We start from the raw sequence: 18,398 nt of genomic DNA, 5'->3' as shown, positions 1-18,398 counted from the left end.
ACGAGACGTCACGTAACGTCTTGACGTGATCGTCTTGTCCGGGCAGCATGTTCCCGCGAGGCGAGACGAGACGGTACGTCACGAGACGGGACGGTGCGGGCTGCCGTACGGGGGAGGGTCGTTTCCGTCACGGGGGATCGCCTCGGTAGTTCACCGGCGAGGGCTGTCCGCCGGCAACCATTCCATGGGGGAACACATGTCCATACGCAAGCGTGCCCGGTCGGTCAGTACGGTGGCCGCGATCTCCGCTGCAGTACTGGCGGTCTCAGCCGGTACGGCCAGTGCCAAGCCGGGAGTGCCGTACGTCCGCTACGGCGCGAGCGGGCTGACGGCCTACTGTGTGCAGACAGCCATCAACCACGCAAGTGTCAACCGGCGGACCAGCGCCGACATCATCCTGCCGGACGGCAAGTTCGGCCCGGCCACGCTGGGGGCGCTCCAGCAGCTGCAGCGCGACTTCAACCTGGATCCCGACGGTGTGGTCGGCCCGGACACCGGCACGGTGCTGTGGCAGCAGATCGACGAGGAGATCCGGCAGAACTACAACTGGGACACCGGCTTCGGGGCGTACGCAAGCTACTGCTACTACGTGCTGCCGACCCACAGCTGACGTCAGCGGCGTCAGCATCGAAGGCGCCGGACAACCGGTTCGGTCGTCTGCCGCAGGCCCTGTCGTGGCGCGGTGATGACTCGAGGGACCGTCCTGAACGACCGTTCCCGCTCGGGGAGGTCCGGGATCGCCCGGTGTCCGCAGACCGCCCCGCCTGATCCGTGGCCGACTCCGGGAACTGACAGGCTCGCAGATGCGCTGCCCGCCCCCTCGCAGGTGTCCGAGGCGGGGACCGGGCCGCCCCGGACGGGCAGGTGAGTGTGGCCCGCGGTTCCGGACGCCGGGGCCGCGCGGTGCCAGTGCGTCACGGTGATGGTCCGGGCTCCTGCCCGGGCCATCACCGACGCGGTTTCCCTCGGCGAGGCCGGATCCCAGCGTCGGTGACACCATGGGTGCCAGGGCCCGTGCAGGTGCTCCAGGACCACCAGCGTGGTGACCGGGCGGGCGCGGGTGCGGGTGTGCGCGGTTCTGGTCCACGACGGCCGCGTCTGCCTGATCCGCCGTCAGCCGAAGGCCGGCCTCCAGTTGCCGGTGCTGATGGTCGGGGTCGACTGCTCGGCCGGCCCCGGCCGACTTCCGGGGAGGTGCTGCGCGCTGCCGAGGCCGGCCGGCCGCAGAGTGCCTCGCATCACCGTGTCGCTGGGCGTCCTGTGTGTGGGGACTCGGTGGGTCAGGGGAACTGGATGTCGGTCCGCGTGCGCGGGAAGGCAGTACAACGATGGAAAGGGGCGGCCCGCGCTCGGACCGCCCCTTCGTCGTTCGGTCCGGCGCGTACAGCTCCGTCCGCCCGCGCCACCGCCGGCACTGGCCGCCGAGCGGGTGCCAGTGCGGGGCGGCGGGGCCCTGCCGGACGGGGTCTTCGACTCGGGCGGCACCGGCTGTCGCCCGTGGCGCTCAGTGGTCACCGCCGCCACCGCCGTTGCTGTGCTGGGGGCTGTGAGGCGTGACGTTGGTCGGAAGCGGCCGGAGCGGCCTCGTTCGGGGGCGCATGACGCCGGGCTGCGATCCCCTCCGCAGAGGTCGGCAGAAGTAGTCGGGTCCGCCAGTTCCGCCTATGTTACCGCCTGGTAATACCTGATGGGCGGGCGATACCGTACTGGACGGCACGCGAACCCTGGGGGCCGGAGAGCCGGCGGCACCCCGCCAGGCCCCGGCGCCCGTTCTCCCGCGCGCATTCCCTTTGTCGGCCCTGCCGGAATCCGAGGTCCCCCCTTGCCCCTTGCCACCCTGTCCCGCCTGCGTACCCGCACCCGAGCCTTCGCCGCCCTGCCGGCCCTGGCCGGGCTGTTAGGCGCGCTGCTCGTCCTGCCCGCCACCACCGCCCACGCGGACACGCCGGAACACCACTCCACGGCGTCGTACAACTCCCAGGGCGCCCGCTGGAGCGACGTGCGGGCCATCAGTAACGACAACGACATCGTCGCCGTCCAGGAGGCGGGCTCCAACCCGCACCAGTACGGCATGTCGCTGCTGAGCACGACCTCCCACAACGGCTACACGGTCTACCTCTTCCGGTGGGGCTCCCGTTACGTCTACTGGCTGGACACCGACCCGACCGGGCACCGGGTCACCCTGGCCACCGTCACCCACACGATGGCCCACGAGATCTTCGTCGCCCCGCCCGGCCGCGCCGGCAACCGGCCCGCGCTCGGACTGCGCTTCGACGACGACATCTACTACAACGTCCACGCCGCCGCCTCGGGCGCCAACAACGAGGCGCCGGAGCTGCTCGGCAGCATCGCCTACCAGGCGACCGCCGCCGGACACGCGTGGACGGCGATGGGCGACTTCAACCGCGACCCGAACCAGGGGATGTTCACCGTGGCCGCCGGCCTGAACAGCTTCGTCTACCACAGCGGTGTGGCGACCCAGCAGAGCGGCGGCGAACTCGACTACATGATCTCCACCCGCAGCATGGGCAACTTCCGCGGCATGCGGACCGCCGGCCGCAGTTCCGACCACTACCCGATCTACTACCGGACGCAGATCGTCGGTGCCGGGTCGGTGGTCGACCTGGTCGACGACGCCCACCCCGGCAGCTTCCTCGGCTTCGAGAGGCGCAGCAACGCCAACGGCACCCGCGTGGTCGCCGGCGCCTACGACGCAAAGGGGAGCCTGTGGACCATGCGGCACGCCGCGGGCGGCGGCCAGTGGGACTTCAACATCGTGAACAACGCGACCGGCAAGTGCGTCGACGTCGAAGGCGGCCCGAGGGCCTCCGACGGGTCGCCGCTGAGCGAGTCGGACTGCCAGGGGACGTACTCCCAGATCTTCAACCTGACCTGGTGGTACGAGGAGCCGGGCGCCTGGAAGATCCAGCACAAGAACACCGACCTGTGCGTGGACAACGCGGGCATCCTGATGCTGCACCCCTGCTCCACGCACACCCCGAGCGAGCGCTTCCTGCCGCACTTCCACTGACCCGTCAGCCCACCGCCCCGGCCCCCGACGGGCCCGGGCGGTCGGCCGTCGGCGCGAGTCGAACTCGCCAGTGGCGACGCCTCTCGGCCCGCCGCCACCCGCCTGGGCAGCCCGGCCAGGGTCACCCGAATGAGTGCCGGCGGACACATCGGGCCAGCCCGCCGACTACCATGCCTGGGTGCGACGCGGGGCCCGCTTCGCACCCCTGAGCTGCGCATTTGCCTCTTCCGAAGGGCGGCCGGGCCGCGTTGCAGCGGCCGCGTTGCAGCGGCCGCGTTGCACCCCCTGCGCCCCGGCCCGCGGCCGGCGCCTGCCATTTCCAGCGCATGCCCTGAGGCTGGTGCTGTTCCAGGCCGTCGCGCCGTTCCTCGACAACCCCGACACCGTGGTTGCCGAGGAGGCGCTGTGCGCGGCCCTGGCGTTCGCCGAACACCCCGGCCTGACCGGGCACCGTGACGGTCTGGCCGGCCACGCCCGCCGCCTCCTGCTTGTCTGCGACACACGGTGGCGCCGCCGGCAGGCCCTTGATGCCCTGACGGCGTGGGGCCACGACACCACCGGCCTTGCCCGGCCCGGCGACGACGACCGCAGCCCCTACGTCACCAGCTCTTCTTGGCCCTGCGGCGACGGGGACCCCGACAACCCGCCCTTCTGACCGTCCCGTCGGGGGAAGAGGGTTCGCCACTGGGGCTCAGGCGGAAGGCCAAGGCGTGGGGCCTACTGGTGCTGCCTGCCCCGACTGATGAGACTCCCTGGATTTCCCCACCCCGCGCTCGGGTGTTCCTCGGACCTGCTCATGCGATTCCCCACCCTGTGGCGCGCTGACCTGCGGACGGATGCCGTTCGGAAGAGGCCGTCGTATCCGCTGCAGTCACCGACACCGACACCGTCATACGGAAGGCGCGGGGGCGTGTGAGGCGAGCAGGGCTCGCAGGGGTGCGGTGTCGGGCGTGTCGGCGGTGGCGGCGTCGAGGGCGTCGTCCATGCCCTCCTCCCACGCCTCGGGCAGCGCGAGCCCGGGCCGTCCTGCCCACGCGATGTCCGCCGTGGCCTGCCCGAAGGCGACCAGACGGAGGTGGACCAGGCCCGCGAGCGCGTCGAAGACCCTGGGCCGGACGAAGTTGCGGGCCGACCGCCCGGTCAGCCGCGCCGCCTGGGGAGGCTTGGGCATCCGGTCGGCGACCTCCGGCCACAGCAGACCACGGTCGAAGGCGTCGAGTATCTCCTCCAGCCCGGGCAGTTCTCCGTCCGGCTCCGAGGAGCGCAGCGTCCTGGCCACGGCGAGGCGCAGGGGACGGGACCAGCCTTCGGCATCGGCGACCGCTCGGGCCAGTACCAGCCCGTCCCAGCTCATCCGCCGCATTGCCGAGGCCTCCGGTGGCAGGGTGCGCGCCTCCAGTACCGCGAACAGCTGGTCCGGCTCGCGCAGCAAGCTCAGCCCGTCCGGCCCGTCCGGCCCGTCCGGCCCGTCCGGCCGTTCGCCGCCGCCAGGTGGCAGCGCCTCGATCAGGGCGATCCGCTCCGCGGTCGGCGGGTGGGAGTCGTACGGGTGCGGGCGCGGTGGGCGGCCCCCAGTGGCGAGCCCGGCGAGTTGCTCCGCCGTCCGGGCGGCGAGCAGCCGGCGGAAGCCGCCGCTCACCTCGCCCACCGGCGGCAGCGCCGCCAGCGGCTCACCCAGGGCGGCGTACGTCGCCAGGTAGTGGCGGTGCGCGGCTTCGAGCACCCCGGTGGCGCGCAGCGCGGCGGCCATCGCCTCGCGGCCGGCGTGCCGGGCGGCCACCTGGTCAGCCACGAGCTCCTGCTGACGGGCGACCGACTGCGAAGCTCGTAGAAACATCCGGGCGTACGCCGCGTAGAGACGGCCCACCGGGTGGTGCAGCCAGGTGCCACCGGCCTCGAACGCCCGGACGGTGTGCACGACCGCCGCCCGGCCGCGCATCGTGAGGCCGCCGAGCCGGGTGTCCCCGTGGCCGAAGTGGCCGAACTCGTGCGCGAGGACGGCGCGCAATTGCGGGACTGTCAGCCCGGCCAACAGCGGCAGTCCCAGGGACATCCGGCGCCGTCCGGGCAACAGCCCCAGCAGGTGGCTCTGTTCGGCGACGCTCGCGTTGACCTCTCCGACCAGGAACAGCTCGTCCGGCGGACGTTCCCCCGTCGCCCGGGCGGCGGCACGGACCTCCTCCCACAGCTCCGGCTGCTCCTGCGGCTTGACCGCCACTGCCTCCGGCACCGGGCCGAGTCGTCCGGCGCGCAGCGAGGCGACCATGCCCCGGACGATCGCTACCGCCAGGAACACGGTGCCGGCCAGCACGGCTCCCTCGAACCAGGCCGCCCGCTCGGTGAGCAGCCGCGTCACCAGCAGCCAGTCGAGTACGGCCATCGCCGCCAGCAGGCCCGCACCCATCAGGTGGAAGCCAGCCAGCAGCACCACCGCCCGGAGGGCACGCAATCGGAACGTCATCGGAGAACCCCCGCACAGCTCGGCCGGCCCGCGCAGGCCGACGATGATCGCGCGGAGCCTACCGCCCAGCTCAGGGGCCCTCACCAGCAGCCCCTACCCCACTTCGTGGCGGGCCACTGCGATCCGCGCCGGCTCCCAGCCCGGGCGGGGCACGGCGTCGAGAAGGAGCCAGGGATCGGGACCTCGGCGCTCACCGAAACTCCCCACTCAGTTGAACACCGGAGCGAGTGGGGAAGCGTGAGTAGTCCTGCCGTCTTCCGAGATCCTCATCACGACCAGGCCTTTCGCTGCCGGACGGCACCGTCCGCGACCGCCCGCGCCGTCAGGGCGCTGCAGACCAGGATGGAGGTCCCAGGCGGGGAACCGGAGTAGCCGGCCCACGCCGGTGTCCGTGCCCCCGCTGCCAATCGACCGGCCGTAGCGGGACGCTGCTGTATTCGCTCGCGGGGTCCGGCGGGCCGGGTAGCATGTGGCCCCACACCCGGAGACGGGGTGTGACCACGGGGGAGGCGGCGTGACGGAGTCCGCGGGTTTCGGGTGCGGGGCGTGCTGTGCCGAGGACGCCGCGGTGGCGCGGGCGCATCACCGGAGTCACGCCGGGGTCCGGGTCGAGAAGATGATTCGGGACGACTCGCACTTCATTGTCTCCGTCCAGCGCTGCGGTCTCTGTTCGCAGGCCTTCGTGAGCGTCTTCACCGAGTACGTCGACTGGGCCGCCTCGCGGGACGCGCAGTACCGGACGGTGCTGCCGATCACGGACGCCGAGGCGGACGACCTGATGACAGGGCGGCTGAGTCCGCATCGGGCCGGCGCCCTCGGGCACGGCCGGCGCCATCTTCAGAGCGACTGGCCGAGCGAGGCCGACGAGCCGTCCGTGTACTGGGACAGCGGCGTGTTCGAGGTGCGCGAGGGGTACTGACCCGGCCGGGTCCCGTGTGCCGGACGCCCTGCCCCCGCCATGACCTCGACGCCGGCCCGCAGCCGGCAGCCGGTCGCAAGCCGGAGGGGGCGCCGGCGCCGCGGTGCAGCAAGGCCATGGTGCGTGCGAGGTCGAGCGGGTAGCCCGGACGCCATGTGCGGCTGAGGTGCCCGGTGCCCGGCGCGCGGCACCACCACCACCGAGACGATCGCCGCGTTCGTCCTGGGCGGCAGGGCGTGCGGGGCTGCGGGCGGGGTGCGGACGGTGACGGTGACGGACTGGTCGACGGAGGTGGAGTTCGTATTGCCGGGTGGGCGGCGGAAGGTGTGTCCGGATGCCGTGCTGGAGAACGGGAACGCCCGGCGCGAGTATGACGACGCGGTGCCCATCGTCACGACCACGCTGGAGTTGCCGGCCGAGCACGGGCCGCTCGGGCCGGTGTGGTGGCGCTTCGGCCGCCCCGGCCGGCACTCCCTGCCCGACGCACTGGACAACCCGAACGACCGCGCCGCCTACGACCGGCGCCAGGCCGCCCGGGAAGAAGAAGGCCCGCCAGGCCCACCGCGACCTGATGCAGCCCCTGGCCTGCGCCGACTGCGGGCCCCAGAGGAGGGGAGCACCTGGGAGTACCGCCCCAACGGCAACGAGCAGTGGACCCGCCGCCCCGGCAGCCGCTGCTGGACCTGCCACCAGGAACAGGAGCGGCTGGAACGCGAGGCCCAGGAACACCTGGAGGCAGCCCGCGAGTCGAACGCCGCGCTGCGCCTGTGTTGGACGTGCCGGGGCTCGATCGGTGGGAAGGAGGGCTCGAAGCTGGAGCTGACCGGGCAGGCTGGCTCCGGCCGGGGGTGTCCGGGTGCGAACGGGCGCTCTCGGTGCGGGATTCGGGCCTGCTGGTGCTGCCCGCGCCGACCAACCGGGAGCCGGTGGCCGCGTTGAGTCCTTGTCCCGGACGATCCGGGCCGGGAGGCCAGAGCGCTCCACGCGAAGCTCTGACCTCCGTTACGAGAGCCACACCGTCAACGCCCGCTGAGAGACGCCGTCGGATCGGCCGAGCCGTCCCGGCCGGGCCGGACTGTGTACCGGCGCGGCGCCGCCAACCCCAACGGATCGACCAACGTCCTGCGCTCCGACGTTCTCGGTGCGCTGGGCGTGCTCAAGGTCGCCACCGCCGGCCAGCTCAGCGGGTCGTGCGTTGGGGTAGCACGAGCGCGGTGCGCTACCGGTGGGCGATGATGCTGCTGGCCTCGGCCGGCGGCGACCGGGTCCCGGTGATCGCCTGGCTGGTGCAGGCGGGCGAGGACACGGTGCGGGACGTGATCCACCGGTTCGACGAGATCGGCATGGCCTGCCTGGACTCTCGGTGGGCGGGAGGCCGTCTCCGCCTGCTCAGTCCTGATGACGAGGACTTCGTCGTCCAGGCGGCCACCACTCGCCCGACCCGGCTCGGCCTGCCCTTCACCCGCTGGTCGATCCGCAAGCTGGTCGCCCTGCCTGCGCCGGGTTCACGGCCGGGTGATCCGTATCGGCCGCGGGGCCCTGCGCTGCCTGCTCGGCCGGCGTGGTGTCACCTTTCAGCGCACCAGGACCTGGAGGGAGTCCACCGACCTCTGCATCGATGCCAAGCTGGAGCGGGATCGGGCAGGTAGTGGACCGGCTCCCGGACCGCACGTTCGTTCGACGAGTTCGGGTCCCTGGGGATCCGGCCCGCCGCCGGCAGCGGGTGGGGCCGGACAGGGCCGGCCCGACCGGCTTCCGGCGACCTACCACCTCACCCAGGGTGTTCACCTACTTCCACGGCTGCTACTCGGTCGGCGACGACACCCTGTGGGACGTCAACCGGCGCCGCTGCCGGCGCCGTCCTGGTCCTGGCCGCCGCCCCCTCCGTCCGCCGCCGTGACGCCCGGGCGGGGTGCCGGCCGGCTCGGTGCAGGACGGCTCTCTGCAGTTCCGGGACCATCGCCCTGCCGGGAGTTGGGCCGACCGGGTTCCCGGGAGGCCCCACACGGGTGCCCGTAAGTCGCAGTTCGGGTGATAGCCGCTCATGGTTTCGGTGGCGAAGTGGAAGTGTCCGAAGGAACGATCCGTACGCAGTCCACGAACTTTGAGGAGTTCCCATGAAGTCGCGAGTCGTACTTGCCGTCGGGGTGGCGGCCCTGGCGGCCGGAGTACTGACGGTGCCGGCGTACGCCGTCCCGACGGTGCAGGCGGAGGACCTGGCCGCCGACACCTATCTCACGAACGGGCAGGGCGCCGGCAGCTGTCCGTCGGGCCGGCTGTGCCTCTACCGGGATGTCAACTACAACGGGGGCGGCAGCGCTCCGATCCTGGTCACCCGCTCGAACGTGTCCTACCTGGGTGACTACAACTTCAATGATGCAGCCAGCTCGTACTACAACAACACCGACCTGCCGGTGGTGCTCTACGAACACGCCAACTACGGGGGTGGACAGCTGGCGATCCGATCGTGGGGATACGGCAACCTCGACAGCTCCTGGAACGACAAGGCGTCCTCCCTGCAGTTCTTCTCGTAGAATCCCGCCGCACCGGCCCCGCGGCCGGTGGGGCCACGGGAAGAAGCCGCTCCGCGCAATCGCACGGGTGACCTGATTGCTGCCCGGCTGTGCCTCGCTGCCGGCCTTTCGTCCGGCGGTGCCCGGTCGGCCTCGGCGGCTGTGCCCGGTGGCGGCCACCGGATGCGCTGCGTCACCCGTGCGTTCAGGCGCCCGGGGGCTGCGGCGGTGTGACGATATGGTTGCGGTCATGGGGAGTCGGATACGTGGGGACCGGTCGTTGCGTGGCCTGTTCGACCGGCTGGAGGCGGACGGTCCGGAGCCGGCGCGTCGGCGCAGGGTGCTGGCCGGTGCGCTGGTCGTGGCGGCGCTGCTCGGGTCGAATGCGTGGGGACCAGCGGACGCCGGGACCGGGTCCGTGGTGTGGTTCGGCACGGCGGACCTGCTCCAGTGCGCTGCGTTGATCGCCACCGCGTTTCTCCTGGTGTGGCGTTCGCGGTGGGTCGTGTGGGCCGGGGCCGTGAGCGTGGCCCTGGTGCTGCTCGGTGTCTGGTTCGATGTGATGACGGTGGAGGGCGGTGGCGCTTCGTACGCGGCACTGGCCGTGTCCCTGCTGATCAAACTGCCCGCCGTGGTGGTGCTGGTGGCCCTGGTCGGGCGCGGCCGGCGGTGGTGACGGACCGGCCGCCGGTTGTCCGGGGCCGGCGGTGGGGCCGGGTCGGGAAGCGGGGGGACAGGGCGCGGCGTGTGGGTCCGGATCGGGGGTCGCAGGCCACCGCGCCCGCCCGTGCTGCGCCTCGCAGCCCTGTGCGATGGGCCGGTACCCGCCGTCTGGTAGGGGCCGCAGCGCGAGCGCGGGCCCGGCGGCCGTCCGGGCGGTGCCGCCGGGGCCGGGCCGGGGATGACGGCGGTGCCGGGCCCGTTGACGGGGTGGGTGTGGTGGTGGGGGTGGGTGGGTGGTTATCGGCGGCGTGTCAGCAGTGCTGCCGGTATCAGTGCCAGTGCGAGTGTGCCTGCCGCCACCGTGTAGGCGGTGCGGAAGCCGGCCGGGCCGGTGCTCGCCGTGTTCAGTACGACGGAGATCAGCGCTGTTCCGATCGAGGCCCAGAGCTGGGAGTTGATGCTCAGCATGGTGCTGGCGGCGGCGACGCGGTCCTTGGGCAGGTGCCGTGCGGCGGTGGTCATGGTCGGCATCAGTACCATCCCGGAGCCGGCCCCCATCATCATCGCCGCCGCGACCACCCGCCAGGCCGGCACCCCGGGTTCACCGACCTGCAGGGCTGTCAGAGCCATGCCGAGCGCGCCGAGCGCGACGCCGGGCGGGATCAGCCGTCCCGGCGGCACGGTGTCGATGCGCCGTGACGCGATCTGCATCGACACCCCGACCGCCAGGGCGACCGGCGCGCCGAGCAGTCCGGCCGTCATGGCGCTCTGGCCGCGCACCTGTTGCCAGTAGACGGGTGCGAGCAGCATCGAGCCGAAGTAGCCGCAGGTGAACAGCGCCAGCGTGGCGGTCGACGCCGCGAAGGTCCGTTCGCGCAGCAGCCGCAGGTCGAGCAGCGGATGGCGGATCGTCAGTGAGCGCCGTGTCCATGCGGCGATCAGGAGCGCGCCGCCCGCGGCGGGCAGCCACATGGTGCGGTCGCCGGCGAGTCCGAAGAGCAGCAGTGCCAGCCCGGGGGAGAGCATCAGCAGTCCCGGCAGGTCCAGCTTCGGTGCCGCGGGCTTCCTGTCGCCTGCCGCGTCCGGGGGCAGGAGCCGCCACGTCAGCGCCAGCGCCAGCAGCCCCACCGGCAGGTTGACCAGGAACATCCAGCGCCAGGACACGGTGTCGAGCAGCCACCCGCCGAGCACCGGCCCTGCCACCGGCCCGACCAGTACGGGCAGTCCCATCAGAGCCATCGCCCGTCCCAGCCCGGAACGGTCGGCGGCACGCATCACCATCGCCATGCCGACCGGCATCAGCAGACCGCCGCCCAGGCCCTGCAGGGCGCGGAAGGCGATCAGGCCGGTGATGTCCCAGGCGCAGGCGGCCAGCAGCGAGCCGACCGTGAAGAGGGCGAGGGCGATCAGGTACGTGCGCTTGGCGCCGATGCGCGCCATCGCCCAGGCGGCCGTGGGGATCACGGCGGCCAGCGCCAGGGTGTAGGCGGTGGTGGCCCACTGGACGGTGGCGATCGGGGCGTGGAAGACCTCGGTGAGCCGCCGCAGCGCGACGTTGACGATCGTCATGTCGAGTACCGAGAGCATGGACCCGGTGACCACCACGGCCACGGTCCGTCCTGCCGCGGACTGCTGTGGCACGGCCACGGTCGGTCCTGCCGCGGACTGCTGTGGCACGGCCGCGGTGCGTTCTGGCGCGGGTTGTTGTGCCTCGGCTGCGGTCGGTCCTGGCGCGGGTTGTTGTGCCATGGCGTTCACGCGCCGTACGGGTGCTCGGCCCGGGCGCTGCGCAGGGCCCGGGCCCACCAGTCGAGCTGGCCGAGCATGCCCTTGGCCGCGCCTTCGCAGACGGCGGTGTCCAGCGGTGTGCCGTCGGGGCCGAGGCCGGACCAGGGGCCGTGCAGGCTGACCGAGTCGCGCATGGTGACGCTGTGCAGCTCGGCGAAGACCAGCCGGAGCTGCTCGACGGCGCGCAGGCCGCCGCCGAGCCCGCCGTAGGAGACGAACCCGACCGGCTTGGCCTGCCACTCCTCGCGGTGCCAGTCGATCAGGTTCTTCAGCGCGGCCGGGAAGCTGTGGTTGTACTCGGGGGTGACGACCACGAAGGCGTCGGCCTCGGCGAGCCGCGTGCTGACCGCGCCCAGCGCGGCCGCCGCGCGAGCGGAGGGCTCGCCGCCCCAGGCGGGCATCGCGAGCGGCAGGTCGACCTCGGCGAGGTCGACGACGTCGAAGTCCATGCCGCCGCCGTGGCCTTCGGCGACCCCGAGGAACCACTGCGCGACCGCCGGGCCGAGCCGGCCCTCGCGGACGCTGCTCACGATCACGGCAACGCGCAGGCGGCCGGTGGTGGTTTCGGACATGGCAGGTCCCCTCCTCGGACGGTCGGCCGGTGGATCGGCCGTTCCTCCGGTAAAGTACAACGAGCGTTGTAAAAAGTGCAACGCTCGTTGTAAATTTGAGAGGGGGCCGGAGTGAAAAGCAGCAACGAGGCCAGGCCGGAGCAGTCCCGCCGCGAGGTCCCGCCGCGCAGACTGGCCAGGCAGACCGCCATCGCGAGCGCCTCCTGCGCCGTCTTCGGCCGCGAGGGCTACGCCCGCGCCTCGGTCGACGCGCTGGCCGCGGCGGCCGGCGTCTCCACCCGGACGCTCTACAACCACTTCCCGGGCGGCAAGGCCGAGTTGTTCCGCACGGTGGTGGCATGGACCTCGGGCGAGGTGCGGGACGCCCAGATCGCCACGATGAACGGCCTGCTGGACGCGGAGCGCCCGCCCCGGCCGGCGGACCTGGAGCGCGACCTGGTCGCCCTGGCACGCGCCTTCGTGGCGCTGATGGCCGAGCACCCGGACCACTTCGCGCTGGTGCGCCACATCCATGCCGAGGCCGACCATGTGCCGCAGGAGGTGCTGCAGACCTGGAAGGAGGCCGGCCCGGGGCCGGTAGGCCGCGCCCTGGCCGATGCGATGAGCTCTCTGGCCGCTGCCGGACTGCTCGACCTCCACGGGGACGCGGCGCTGGCGGGAGCACATTTCATGGCGCTGACGTCGCACTCGATCGTGCAGCTCACGCACTACGGGGTGCTGGCGCTGCCGGCGCAGGAGACGGAGCGCCTGATCACCGGCGGCGTGGCGGCTTTCCTGCGGGCGTACCGGGCCGCCTGACGGTTCGGGCGCCTGCGGGCCGCGGGCCGGCCGGTGGCCGCGTCGGCCGGCCCCGCCCGCCTGTTCCGCCGGGGCACGGCCGGTGTCCGGCAGGCCGGTGACAGTGCGCTCGCCGCGCACCTGCTCGGGTCGTGGGCGCACCGGGAGTCCGGCCGCGGCCGCCTGCCCCCGCGCGCTGCAGCCCATGGGTGGGGCCGAGCGGCAGGCCGCCGCCGGTGACCGGCTGCGCGCGCTTCCTGACCTTCGCCCGCTTCCTGACCTCGGCCGGCTCGGCCTGGGCCCGCGTCCTCGCCACGGGTCAGCGTGCCGCGATGGGCGCGATCGCCGCCACCCCGGACCGGGCCGACCGGGTCGGGCAGGCGGGCGCCGGACTGCCCGCCGAGGCCGACGCCGACCCGCGTTTGTGGCTGTGGCTGTGGTTGTTCCGGGTCACCCGTGTCGGACACGACGTCGTGGCCGCCGGCGTCCGCACCACCCTGCGCCGCCCGCGCCCGCCGCCCGCGCGTGCAGCGTCGTCTCCCCGCAGGGCTGCTCGCCCTGGCTGCTGCGCGGGGGCCAGGTCGGTGCGGCGGGGAGGGCGGTGGATATCCATGTGTACCCACCGGGGGTCTGCCGGTGTCACCGGTGGGGGGCGGATCCGTGCTCCGGGCCTGGGGCGGCATGGAGTCCGGCCGGCTCACTGCCCGCCCAGCCGGTCTGCTGTTCGGCCGGGCGTCAGGTCGGCACCTCTGTGTCTCCCGGGGGTTCGTTCGAGAGCGCCTCACTCGTCAGGAGAACCATGCACTCCAGCGCGGCCGCGGGGTCCGTGGTCTCCAGTACCACGTGGTCCGGTCCCCATGGATGCGTCATGACGAGAAAGCCGTGGGTCGTCGACGCGGCGATCGCCGGGAACGGTTCCGTGCGGTACTGACGGAAGTCGCCGGCGCCGACACCAACCGTCCTTCCGGTTCCCGGGCACAGGCCCGGGAACCGTCACGGCCCTTCGGCCGCTGCGGACTTCAACCTGACAGCGAGGCCGCCCAGGGATCCTCGGGCGCTGTCCGGGTGCTGTTCGCGGTGAGCATGTCGTCGATGCAGCTGCGCAGCCCGAAACCGGTGGCGTCGATCCAGGTGAGCCACGGCACCGGGTGGAGCAGGTCGTCGTATCGGCGGATGGCGGGGTCGGTGAGGAGGGTGAGCAGTTCGTCGGGGGCGGGGTCGGTGACCAGGCACAGCCAGGCCAGGCCTGCGCCGATGCGGATCTCGGGCGGTTGGTCGGGATCCGACCGGAGGTCCCGGGCCCATCCGGGGGCGGCAGGTGGTGCAGGTCGTTGGTGACCGCCTTGTGCCATCCACTCCTCTGCCCGCCGTTTCCGGCGCTTCAGCCGGTCGTGTTCCCGACAGGCCCGGCGAACCAGGGTGGTCGACCTGACCACTCGACAACGCGCGTGCCGGCAATGGCTGAGGAACTCTTCCGCGAAGCCTCTGCGCACGGATGGCGAGGGCTTGGGCACTCAGATGCTGTTGGCGATGCGCTCGTGGTCCCGTTCGCCCTCGCGGGTCTGGATGCCAGCGGCGAGGAGCTTGTGGGCGAGCTCGGTGACCTCATCGCCGAACGCCGCGAACAGGCCCTCGTTCTCAACGGCGTACGCCGCGTGCGGAATCGGCGGCGCGACCGCGTCGACCGCGGCCTTCGTGATGGAGATCACCTCCGGTCGGAGGCCGGCGATCCGTCGGGCGAGGCTGTCGACGAAGGAATCGAGTTCTGCGGCGGGCAGGGCACGGTTGATCAGGCCGTACCGTTCCGCGAGCTCCGCACCCACGAGTTCGGCGCCGAGGATGAGCTCCAGCGCGCGGGCCCTTCCTGCCAGGCGCGTCATGTTCACCGTGCCGCCGCCTCCGGGGAGGATCCCCATCAAGGACTCCGGCTGCCCCTGCCCCGACTTGCCGATTGCCGCGAATCGCATGTCCAGGTACATGAAGAACTCGTTGCCCGCGCCGCGCGCGAAGCCCGCCAGCTTGCCGATGGTGACCTGCGGCAGCGAGCGGACCTCCTCGCTCATCGCCTGAAGGATGTTCAGGCCTTCCGGGACGGTCGAGCCCGGCGCGGCCGCGATCGCAGCGCGAGTGGCTGCAGGCAGCGCGTCAGGGTCGGTGAGGTACGCCATGTCACCGTGCGCAACGAAGAACTCCGGGTCGGCGCTCTCGAAGACAATGACGCGGACGTCGCCGTCGTCCCGCACACGTGCGACGAATGCCCGGAGTGACGGCAGGAGGACCGCGTCCATCAGGTTGAGCGGCGGGTGATCGATTGTCACCGTCGCGACCCCGTCCGAGACGTCGATCGTCAGGGCGGGAAGGTCTTCGTAGCTCATGAGGTGGCTCCATATCGCGGTAAGGGACTGTCTGTGACCGGGCCGCCGGCTGGGGACAGTGTCACGGACAGTGTCACGAATCTCAGCGTCGTGACTGACACTGAGTGTCAGATTAGAAACCTGTGTTCGAGAAAGCAAGCGAGTGTGTCGGAGTACACTCGTCCCCATGAGCGCAGCGCCAGTCGGTACCCGTGAGATCAGCCGCCACGCGGTGCGAGCAGAGCTGGCCCGCGTCGCGTTCAACCGGTTCTGCCTCACCGGCTTCGACCAGGTCACCTTCGCCGACCTCTCCGAAGCCGCCGGAGTGTCGCGGAGCACCTTCCTGCGCTACTTCGGCACCAAGGAAGACGTGGTCCTGTTCGTCTTCGACCCTGTCTGTGGCGTCATCACTGACGCGCTCGATGCCGAGCGGGCCAACCAGGACGACTGGAGCAGGCTGCGCAACGCCCTGGAGTCAGCCGTGAGGTTCCTCGTGGGCGACGTTCGGGAACTCGTGACGATCCTCGGCCTCATCGAGCAGACCCCAGCCCTGTGCGCACGCGTCCGCGAGAAGCAGGCGGAATGGCGACCGGAGATCGTCGCCCGACTGCAGAAGACGACCTCCTCGACCGACGGGTCATCGGTCATCGCCAACGTTCGCGTAGCGGCGGCGCTCGAAGTCTTGTGGATCGTCCTCGGGCGATGGGGTGCGAGCGGCGGCCAAGAGGACCTCGGCAGACTCCTGGACGCTGCGTTCGCCGCCTTCTCGACCCCGGCATGCCAGCAGGCGGACGCTCCGTTGTAGAGGGCTGAGGCGGTGGCTTCCTCGGCGGTGCCGAAGCGGCCGAAAGGAGTGATCGACCCGGCGGCGGTGATCGCGTCGTCGGAGTCCAGCCCGATCGAGAGCGTCCACCCCTACACCCAGGAAGCGTGGCTGCTCGTCGCCCGCACCGTGCGCACCGCGCTCGTCGAGATCGGCTCCGGGCCCGCGACGATCGACGCCCAGCCGGTCGACGACCCGTACTACTTCCTCTTCCCCCAGGCCCACCAGGTGCCGACCTGGAACCCGGACCGTGACGGTGTGTACGTCGAGGTGGCCCGGTGACCGCCTTCCTCACCAGCCTTTCCCTCGACGGTCGGCCACGGTTCTGCAGCTGCGCCGTCCGGCGTCGTAGGCCGGAACCGCCCTGGTAACCCCTCTCCGTACCGCCCGGCACACGAAGGAGACGCACCGCCGTGGACACCACGACCATCACCGCCGCCGAGGCCGCCGTCCCGGCCGCGCCGCCCACTCTGGTGCTGCCGGTCCCGGCGCAGCCGACCGCCGGCAGTCCGAACCCGGTGCCGTTGCACTGGTTCCAGAAGGAGGCTGTCTCCGCCGCGGTGTAGGCCGTGAAGGCGGGCGGCCGCGCCACGGTCGTCGCCGCGACCGGCTCGGGCAAGACGCTGATCGCGGCCGGGTGCGCGCGTCGCCTGGCCGCGCGGGGTGTGGTGCTGGTGCTGGTGCCGACGATCGAGCTGTTGGAGCAGACCGCCGATGCGTGGTCGCTGCGGGGCGGGCGCCGGGGACTTGCGGTGGCGGCCTGTTCGCGGGAGGAGGCGCTGGAGAGCGCGGAGGCCGGCGTCCGGGTGCGCCGTGTCATCACGTTCCACTCCCGGGTGGCCGGGGCGCGGGAGTTCGCCGACACCCTGCCGCAGGCCTGCGCGCTGCTGGCGCAGGAGGACCGGCCCGAGCGGATCTGGGCGAAGGCGGTGGCCGGCACCGACCGCCTGCGGGACCGGCGGGCCGCGTTCTCGGAGTTCAAGGCCCACACCCGGCAGTGCCCCGGCGCCGAAGGCGAGGAGTGCGGCATCCTGTGCAACTCCCGCCTCCTGACCGAGGGCATCGACGTCGCCGCCGTCTGCTTCGCCGACCCCAAGTCCTCGGTGATCGACATCGTCCAGGCCGTCGGCCGCGCGCTGCGCCAGTCCTACCGCCAGGGCAAGGTCTCCAGGGTCGTCATCCCCGTCTACCTCCCGACGCCCGGGGTCGGCGACGACACGGCGGCCGCCGACCCGGCCGAGGTCCGCGAGGCCGGCGAAGCGGTGAAGGCCGAGGCCGACACCGAGATCGAAGCGAGCTCCTTCCGCATGATCTGGCGGGTCCTGCGCGCCCTGGCCGCCCACGACGCCCGCGTCGTCGGCCGGATCACCGAGCTGCGCGCGACCCGGGCGCAGGCCCAGCCCGTCACCACGGTCACGCCCGGAGCCGACGCCGACGAGGGGGAGCAGCGGGCAGCGGCGGCGGATTCGCCGGTGGAGTGGCTGCGGATCGACGCCCGGCGCAACGCGGGCCGGATTCTGCAGTCGGTGAAGCTGCGGGCGTTCAACCCGCGCGCCACCGAGTGGCAGCGTATGCATGCCGTCGCGGCGGTGTTCCACCTGGAGCACGGGCACCTCGATGCCACCGACAAGCAGGCGCATGGGGAGCTGGTGTCGTGGCTGGACCGGCAGCGCTACCTCAACGGCCGGGGTCTGCTGGACGCGGCCCGGGTGTCGGAGCTGGACGCGCCCGGCATGATCTGGGACATGCATGCCAACGCCTGGGGGCGTGGTCACGCCTACGCGAAGGCCTGGGCCGCCCGGCACGGCCACCTCGCCATCCCGGCCGCGGAGAAGCTCGACGGCTACGCGGTCGGCGCGTGGATGCGCCGCCAGCGCCGCGCGGAGAACCTGACCGGCGAGCAGGCGGCGAAGCTCGACGTGCTGGACGAGCTGTGGCACCTGGAGCCGGACTGGAACCGCTCCTACCGCCGCCTGCTCGCCTACCTCGCCGCCGGCGGCACCCTCGACGGCCCCGCGAACCGCACCGGACTCGGCGACGACCCGGCGTTTCGCCCCGGCGCGTGGCTGCGCAAGCAGGACAAGGCCCGCACCGGCGGGAAGCTGACCGGCCGGCAGGCCGCCCTCCTGGACGCGCTCGACCGCCACGCCGAGATGGTCACCGGCTGACCTGCCGGTACCTCCCAGCGGCGCCGGTCCGCCAGGAACGGCGCCGCCACCCGCCCCCGACCCGGAGGGCAGACGTGACCACCATCCAGCAGCCGCCCGCGGTGTCCTGGCACGCCCAGTGGGAATGCGGCGCCTGCGGACAGGGCGGCGACGAGCCGGCCGGGGACGGCACCGTCCTGGACGCCGGCCACGACTGCGACGAGGACGACGGCCCCGACGTCTGCTGGGAAGCCCGCGCCGAGTGCGCCACCTGCGGCTGGTCCCTGGAAAGCCAGTACGAGGAAGGCGACTGGATCGAGGCCCGCCACCACGGCACCACCGACCGGTAA

The 18,398-nt window shown here is 72.4% G+C and carries 19 protein-coding genes and 1 pseudogene; 15 read left to right on the top strand and 5 right to left on the bottom strand.

What is annotated here, in order from left to right; genetic code table 11:
- Nucleotides 1-196 precede the first annotated feature (196 nt).
- The 4 genes from ABTY56_RS35330 to ABTY56_RS35315 all read left to right on the top strand — a co-directional run bounded on the left by ABTY56_RS35330 (nt 197) and on the right by ABTY56_RS35315 (nt 3,686).
- A complete protein-coding gene (locus ABTY56_RS35330) occupies nt 197-610 on the top strand; it encodes a peptidoglycan-binding domain-containing protein (protein ID WP_350633556.1) in 414 nt (137 codons plus the stop codon).
- Nucleotides 611-685: 75 nt separating this feature from the next.
- On the top strand, nt 686-868 hold the full coding sequence (locus ABTY56_RS35325) for a phosphotransferase-like protein (RefSeq protein ID WP_350633554.1): 183 nt from the start codon (nt 686-688) through the stop codon (nt 866-868).
- Nucleotides 869-1,822: 954 nt separating this feature from the next.
- Complete coding sequence (locus tag ABTY56_RS35320; protein ID WP_350633552.1) at nt 1,823-3,031, top strand: RICIN domain-containing protein; 1,209 nt, start codon at nt 1,823-1,825, stop codon at nt 3,029-3,031.
- A gap of 340 nt (nt 3,032-3,371) precedes the next feature.
- On the top strand, nt 3,372-3,686 hold the full coding sequence (locus ABTY56_RS35315; protein WP_350633550.1) for a hypothetical protein: 315 nt from the start codon (nt 3,372-3,374) through the stop codon (nt 3,684-3,686).
- Nucleotides 3,687-3,920: 234 nt separating this feature from the next.
- Here ABTY56_RS35315 and ABTY56_RS35310 read toward each other — a convergent pair whose 3' ends face one another.
- Nucleotides 3,921-5,492, bottom strand: coding sequence for a M48 family metalloprotease (locus tag ABTY56_RS35310; protein WP_350633548.1), 1,572 nt, complete (start codon nt 5,490-5,492; stop codon nt 3,921-3,923).
- Between the two features lie 682 nt (nt 5,493-6,174).
- On the opposite strand from ABTY56_RS35310, the gene ABTY56_RS35305 reads away from it, so the two are divergent.
- The 5 genes and pseudogenes from ABTY56_RS35305 to ABTY56_RS35285 all read left to right on the top strand — a co-directional run bounded on the left by ABTY56_RS35305 (nt 6,175) and on the right by ABTY56_RS35285 (nt 9,600).
- Nucleotides 6,175-6,411, top strand: a complete 237-nt coding sequence (locus ABTY56_RS35305) for a hypothetical protein (RefSeq protein ID WP_350633546.1) — start codon at nt 6,175-6,177, stop codon at nt 6,409-6,411.
- Nucleotides 6,412-6,750: 339 nt separating this feature from the next.
- Nucleotides 6,751-7,350 carry a hypothetical protein gene (locus ABTY56_RS35300; RefSeq protein ID WP_350633544.1) on the top strand — a complete coding sequence of 200 codons (600 nt, stop codon included), beginning with the start codon at nt 6,751-6,753 and terminating at the stop codon, nt 7,348-7,350.
- Nucleotides 7,351-7,592: 242 nt separating this feature from the next.
- A pseudogene (locus tag ABTY56_RS35295) lies at nt 7,593-8,347 on the top strand (helix-turn-helix domain-containing protein); the annotation flags it as partial.
- Nucleotides 8,348-8,528: 181 nt separating this feature from the next.
- Nucleotides 8,529-8,945: a peptidase inhibitor family I36 protein gene (locus ABTY56_RS35290; RefSeq protein WP_350633542.1), complete on the top strand. Its 417-nt coding sequence runs from the start codon at nt 8,529-8,531 to the stop codon at nt 8,943-8,945.
- A gap of 229 nt (nt 8,946-9,174) precedes the next feature.
- Nucleotides 9,175-9,600 (top strand): hypothetical protein, encoded by a 426-nt coding sequence (locus ABTY56_RS35285; protein WP_350633540.1) that lies wholly within the window; start codon nt 9,175-9,177, stop codon nt 9,598-9,600.
- Nucleotides 9,601-9,884: 284 nt separating this feature from the next.
- Here the strand turns inward: ABTY56_RS35285 and ABTY56_RS35280 are convergent, their stop codons facing one another.
- Both ABTY56_RS35280 and ABTY56_RS35275 read right to left on the bottom strand, forming a co-directional pair.
- The gene (locus tag ABTY56_RS35280; protein ID WP_350633538.1) at nt 9,885-11,234 is read right to left on the bottom strand and encodes a DHA2 family efflux MFS transporter permease subunit; all 1,350 of its coding nucleotides are present in this window, start codon (nt 11,232-11,234) and stop codon (nt 9,885-9,887) included.
- 107 nt (nt 11,235-11,341) lie between these two features.
- Entirely contained in the window at nt 11,342-11,947 is a 606-nt protein-coding gene (locus tag ABTY56_RS35275) for an NADPH-dependent FMN reductase (RefSeq protein ID WP_350633536.1), read from the bottom strand.
- Nucleotides 11,948-12,058: 111 nt separating this feature from the next.
- Between ABTY56_RS35275 and ABTY56_RS35270 the strand changes: the two genes are divergently transcribed.
- Nucleotides 12,059-12,745, top strand: coding sequence for a TetR/AcrR family transcriptional regulator (locus ABTY56_RS35270; RefSeq protein ID WP_350633534.1), 687 nt, complete (start codon nt 12,059-12,061; stop codon nt 12,743-12,745).
- 998 nt (nt 12,746-13,743) lie between these two features.
- Here the strand turns inward: ABTY56_RS35270 and ABTY56_RS35265 are convergent.
- Together ABTY56_RS35265 and ABTY56_RS35260 are read right to left on the bottom strand one after the other, a co-directional pair.
- Nucleotides 13,744-14,076: a hypothetical protein gene (locus tag ABTY56_RS35265; RefSeq protein WP_350633532.1), complete on the bottom strand. Its 333-nt coding sequence runs from the start codon at nt 14,074-14,076 to the stop codon at nt 13,744-13,746.
- A 162-nt stretch (nt 14,077-14,238) separates the two neighbouring features.
- Nucleotides 14,239-15,099, bottom strand: coding sequence for an enoyl-CoA hydratase/isomerase family protein (locus ABTY56_RS35260; protein WP_350633530.1), 861 nt, complete (start codon nt 15,097-15,099; stop codon nt 14,239-14,241).
- A gap of 166 nt (nt 15,100-15,265) precedes the next feature.
- On the opposite strand from ABTY56_RS35260, the gene ABTY56_RS35255 reads away from it, so the two are divergent.
- From ABTY56_RS35255 to ABTY56_RS35235, 5 genes are all read left to right on the top strand, one after another.
- Entirely contained in the window at nt 15,266-15,883 is a 618-nt protein-coding gene (locus ABTY56_RS35255; protein WP_350633528.1) for a TetR family transcriptional regulator, read from the top strand.
- A 12-nt stretch (nt 15,884-15,895) separates the two neighbouring features.
- A complete protein-coding gene (locus ABTY56_RS35250; protein WP_350633526.1) occupies nt 15,896-16,183 on the top strand; it encodes a hypothetical protein in 288 nt (95 codons plus the stop codon).
- A 131-nt stretch (nt 16,184-16,314) separates the two neighbouring features.
- Nucleotides 16,315-16,467: a hypothetical protein gene (locus ABTY56_RS35245; protein ID WP_350633524.1), complete on the top strand. Its 153-nt coding sequence runs from the start codon at nt 16,315-16,317 to the stop codon at nt 16,465-16,467.
- A 3-nt stretch (nt 16,468-16,470) separates the two neighbouring features.
- On the top strand, nt 16,471-18,069 hold the full coding sequence (locus ABTY56_RS35240) for a Helicase associated domain protein (protein ID WP_350633522.1): 1,599 nt from the start codon (nt 16,471-16,473) through the stop codon (nt 18,067-18,069).
- A gap of 74 nt (nt 18,070-18,143) precedes the next feature.
- On the top strand, nt 18,144-18,398 hold the full coding sequence (locus ABTY56_RS35235) for a hypothetical protein (RefSeq protein WP_350633520.1): 255 nt from the start codon (nt 18,144-18,146) through the stop codon (nt 18,396-18,398).

The organism is Kitasatospora sp. NPDC097691, from assembly GCF_040302665.1.
Taxonomy (GTDB): domain Bacteria; phylum Actinomycetota; class Actinomycetes; order Streptomycetales; family Streptomycetaceae; genus Kitasatospora.
The sequence above is the reverse complement of the archived record's forward strand: the minus strand, read 5'-3'. Positions and strand labels throughout refer to the sequence as shown.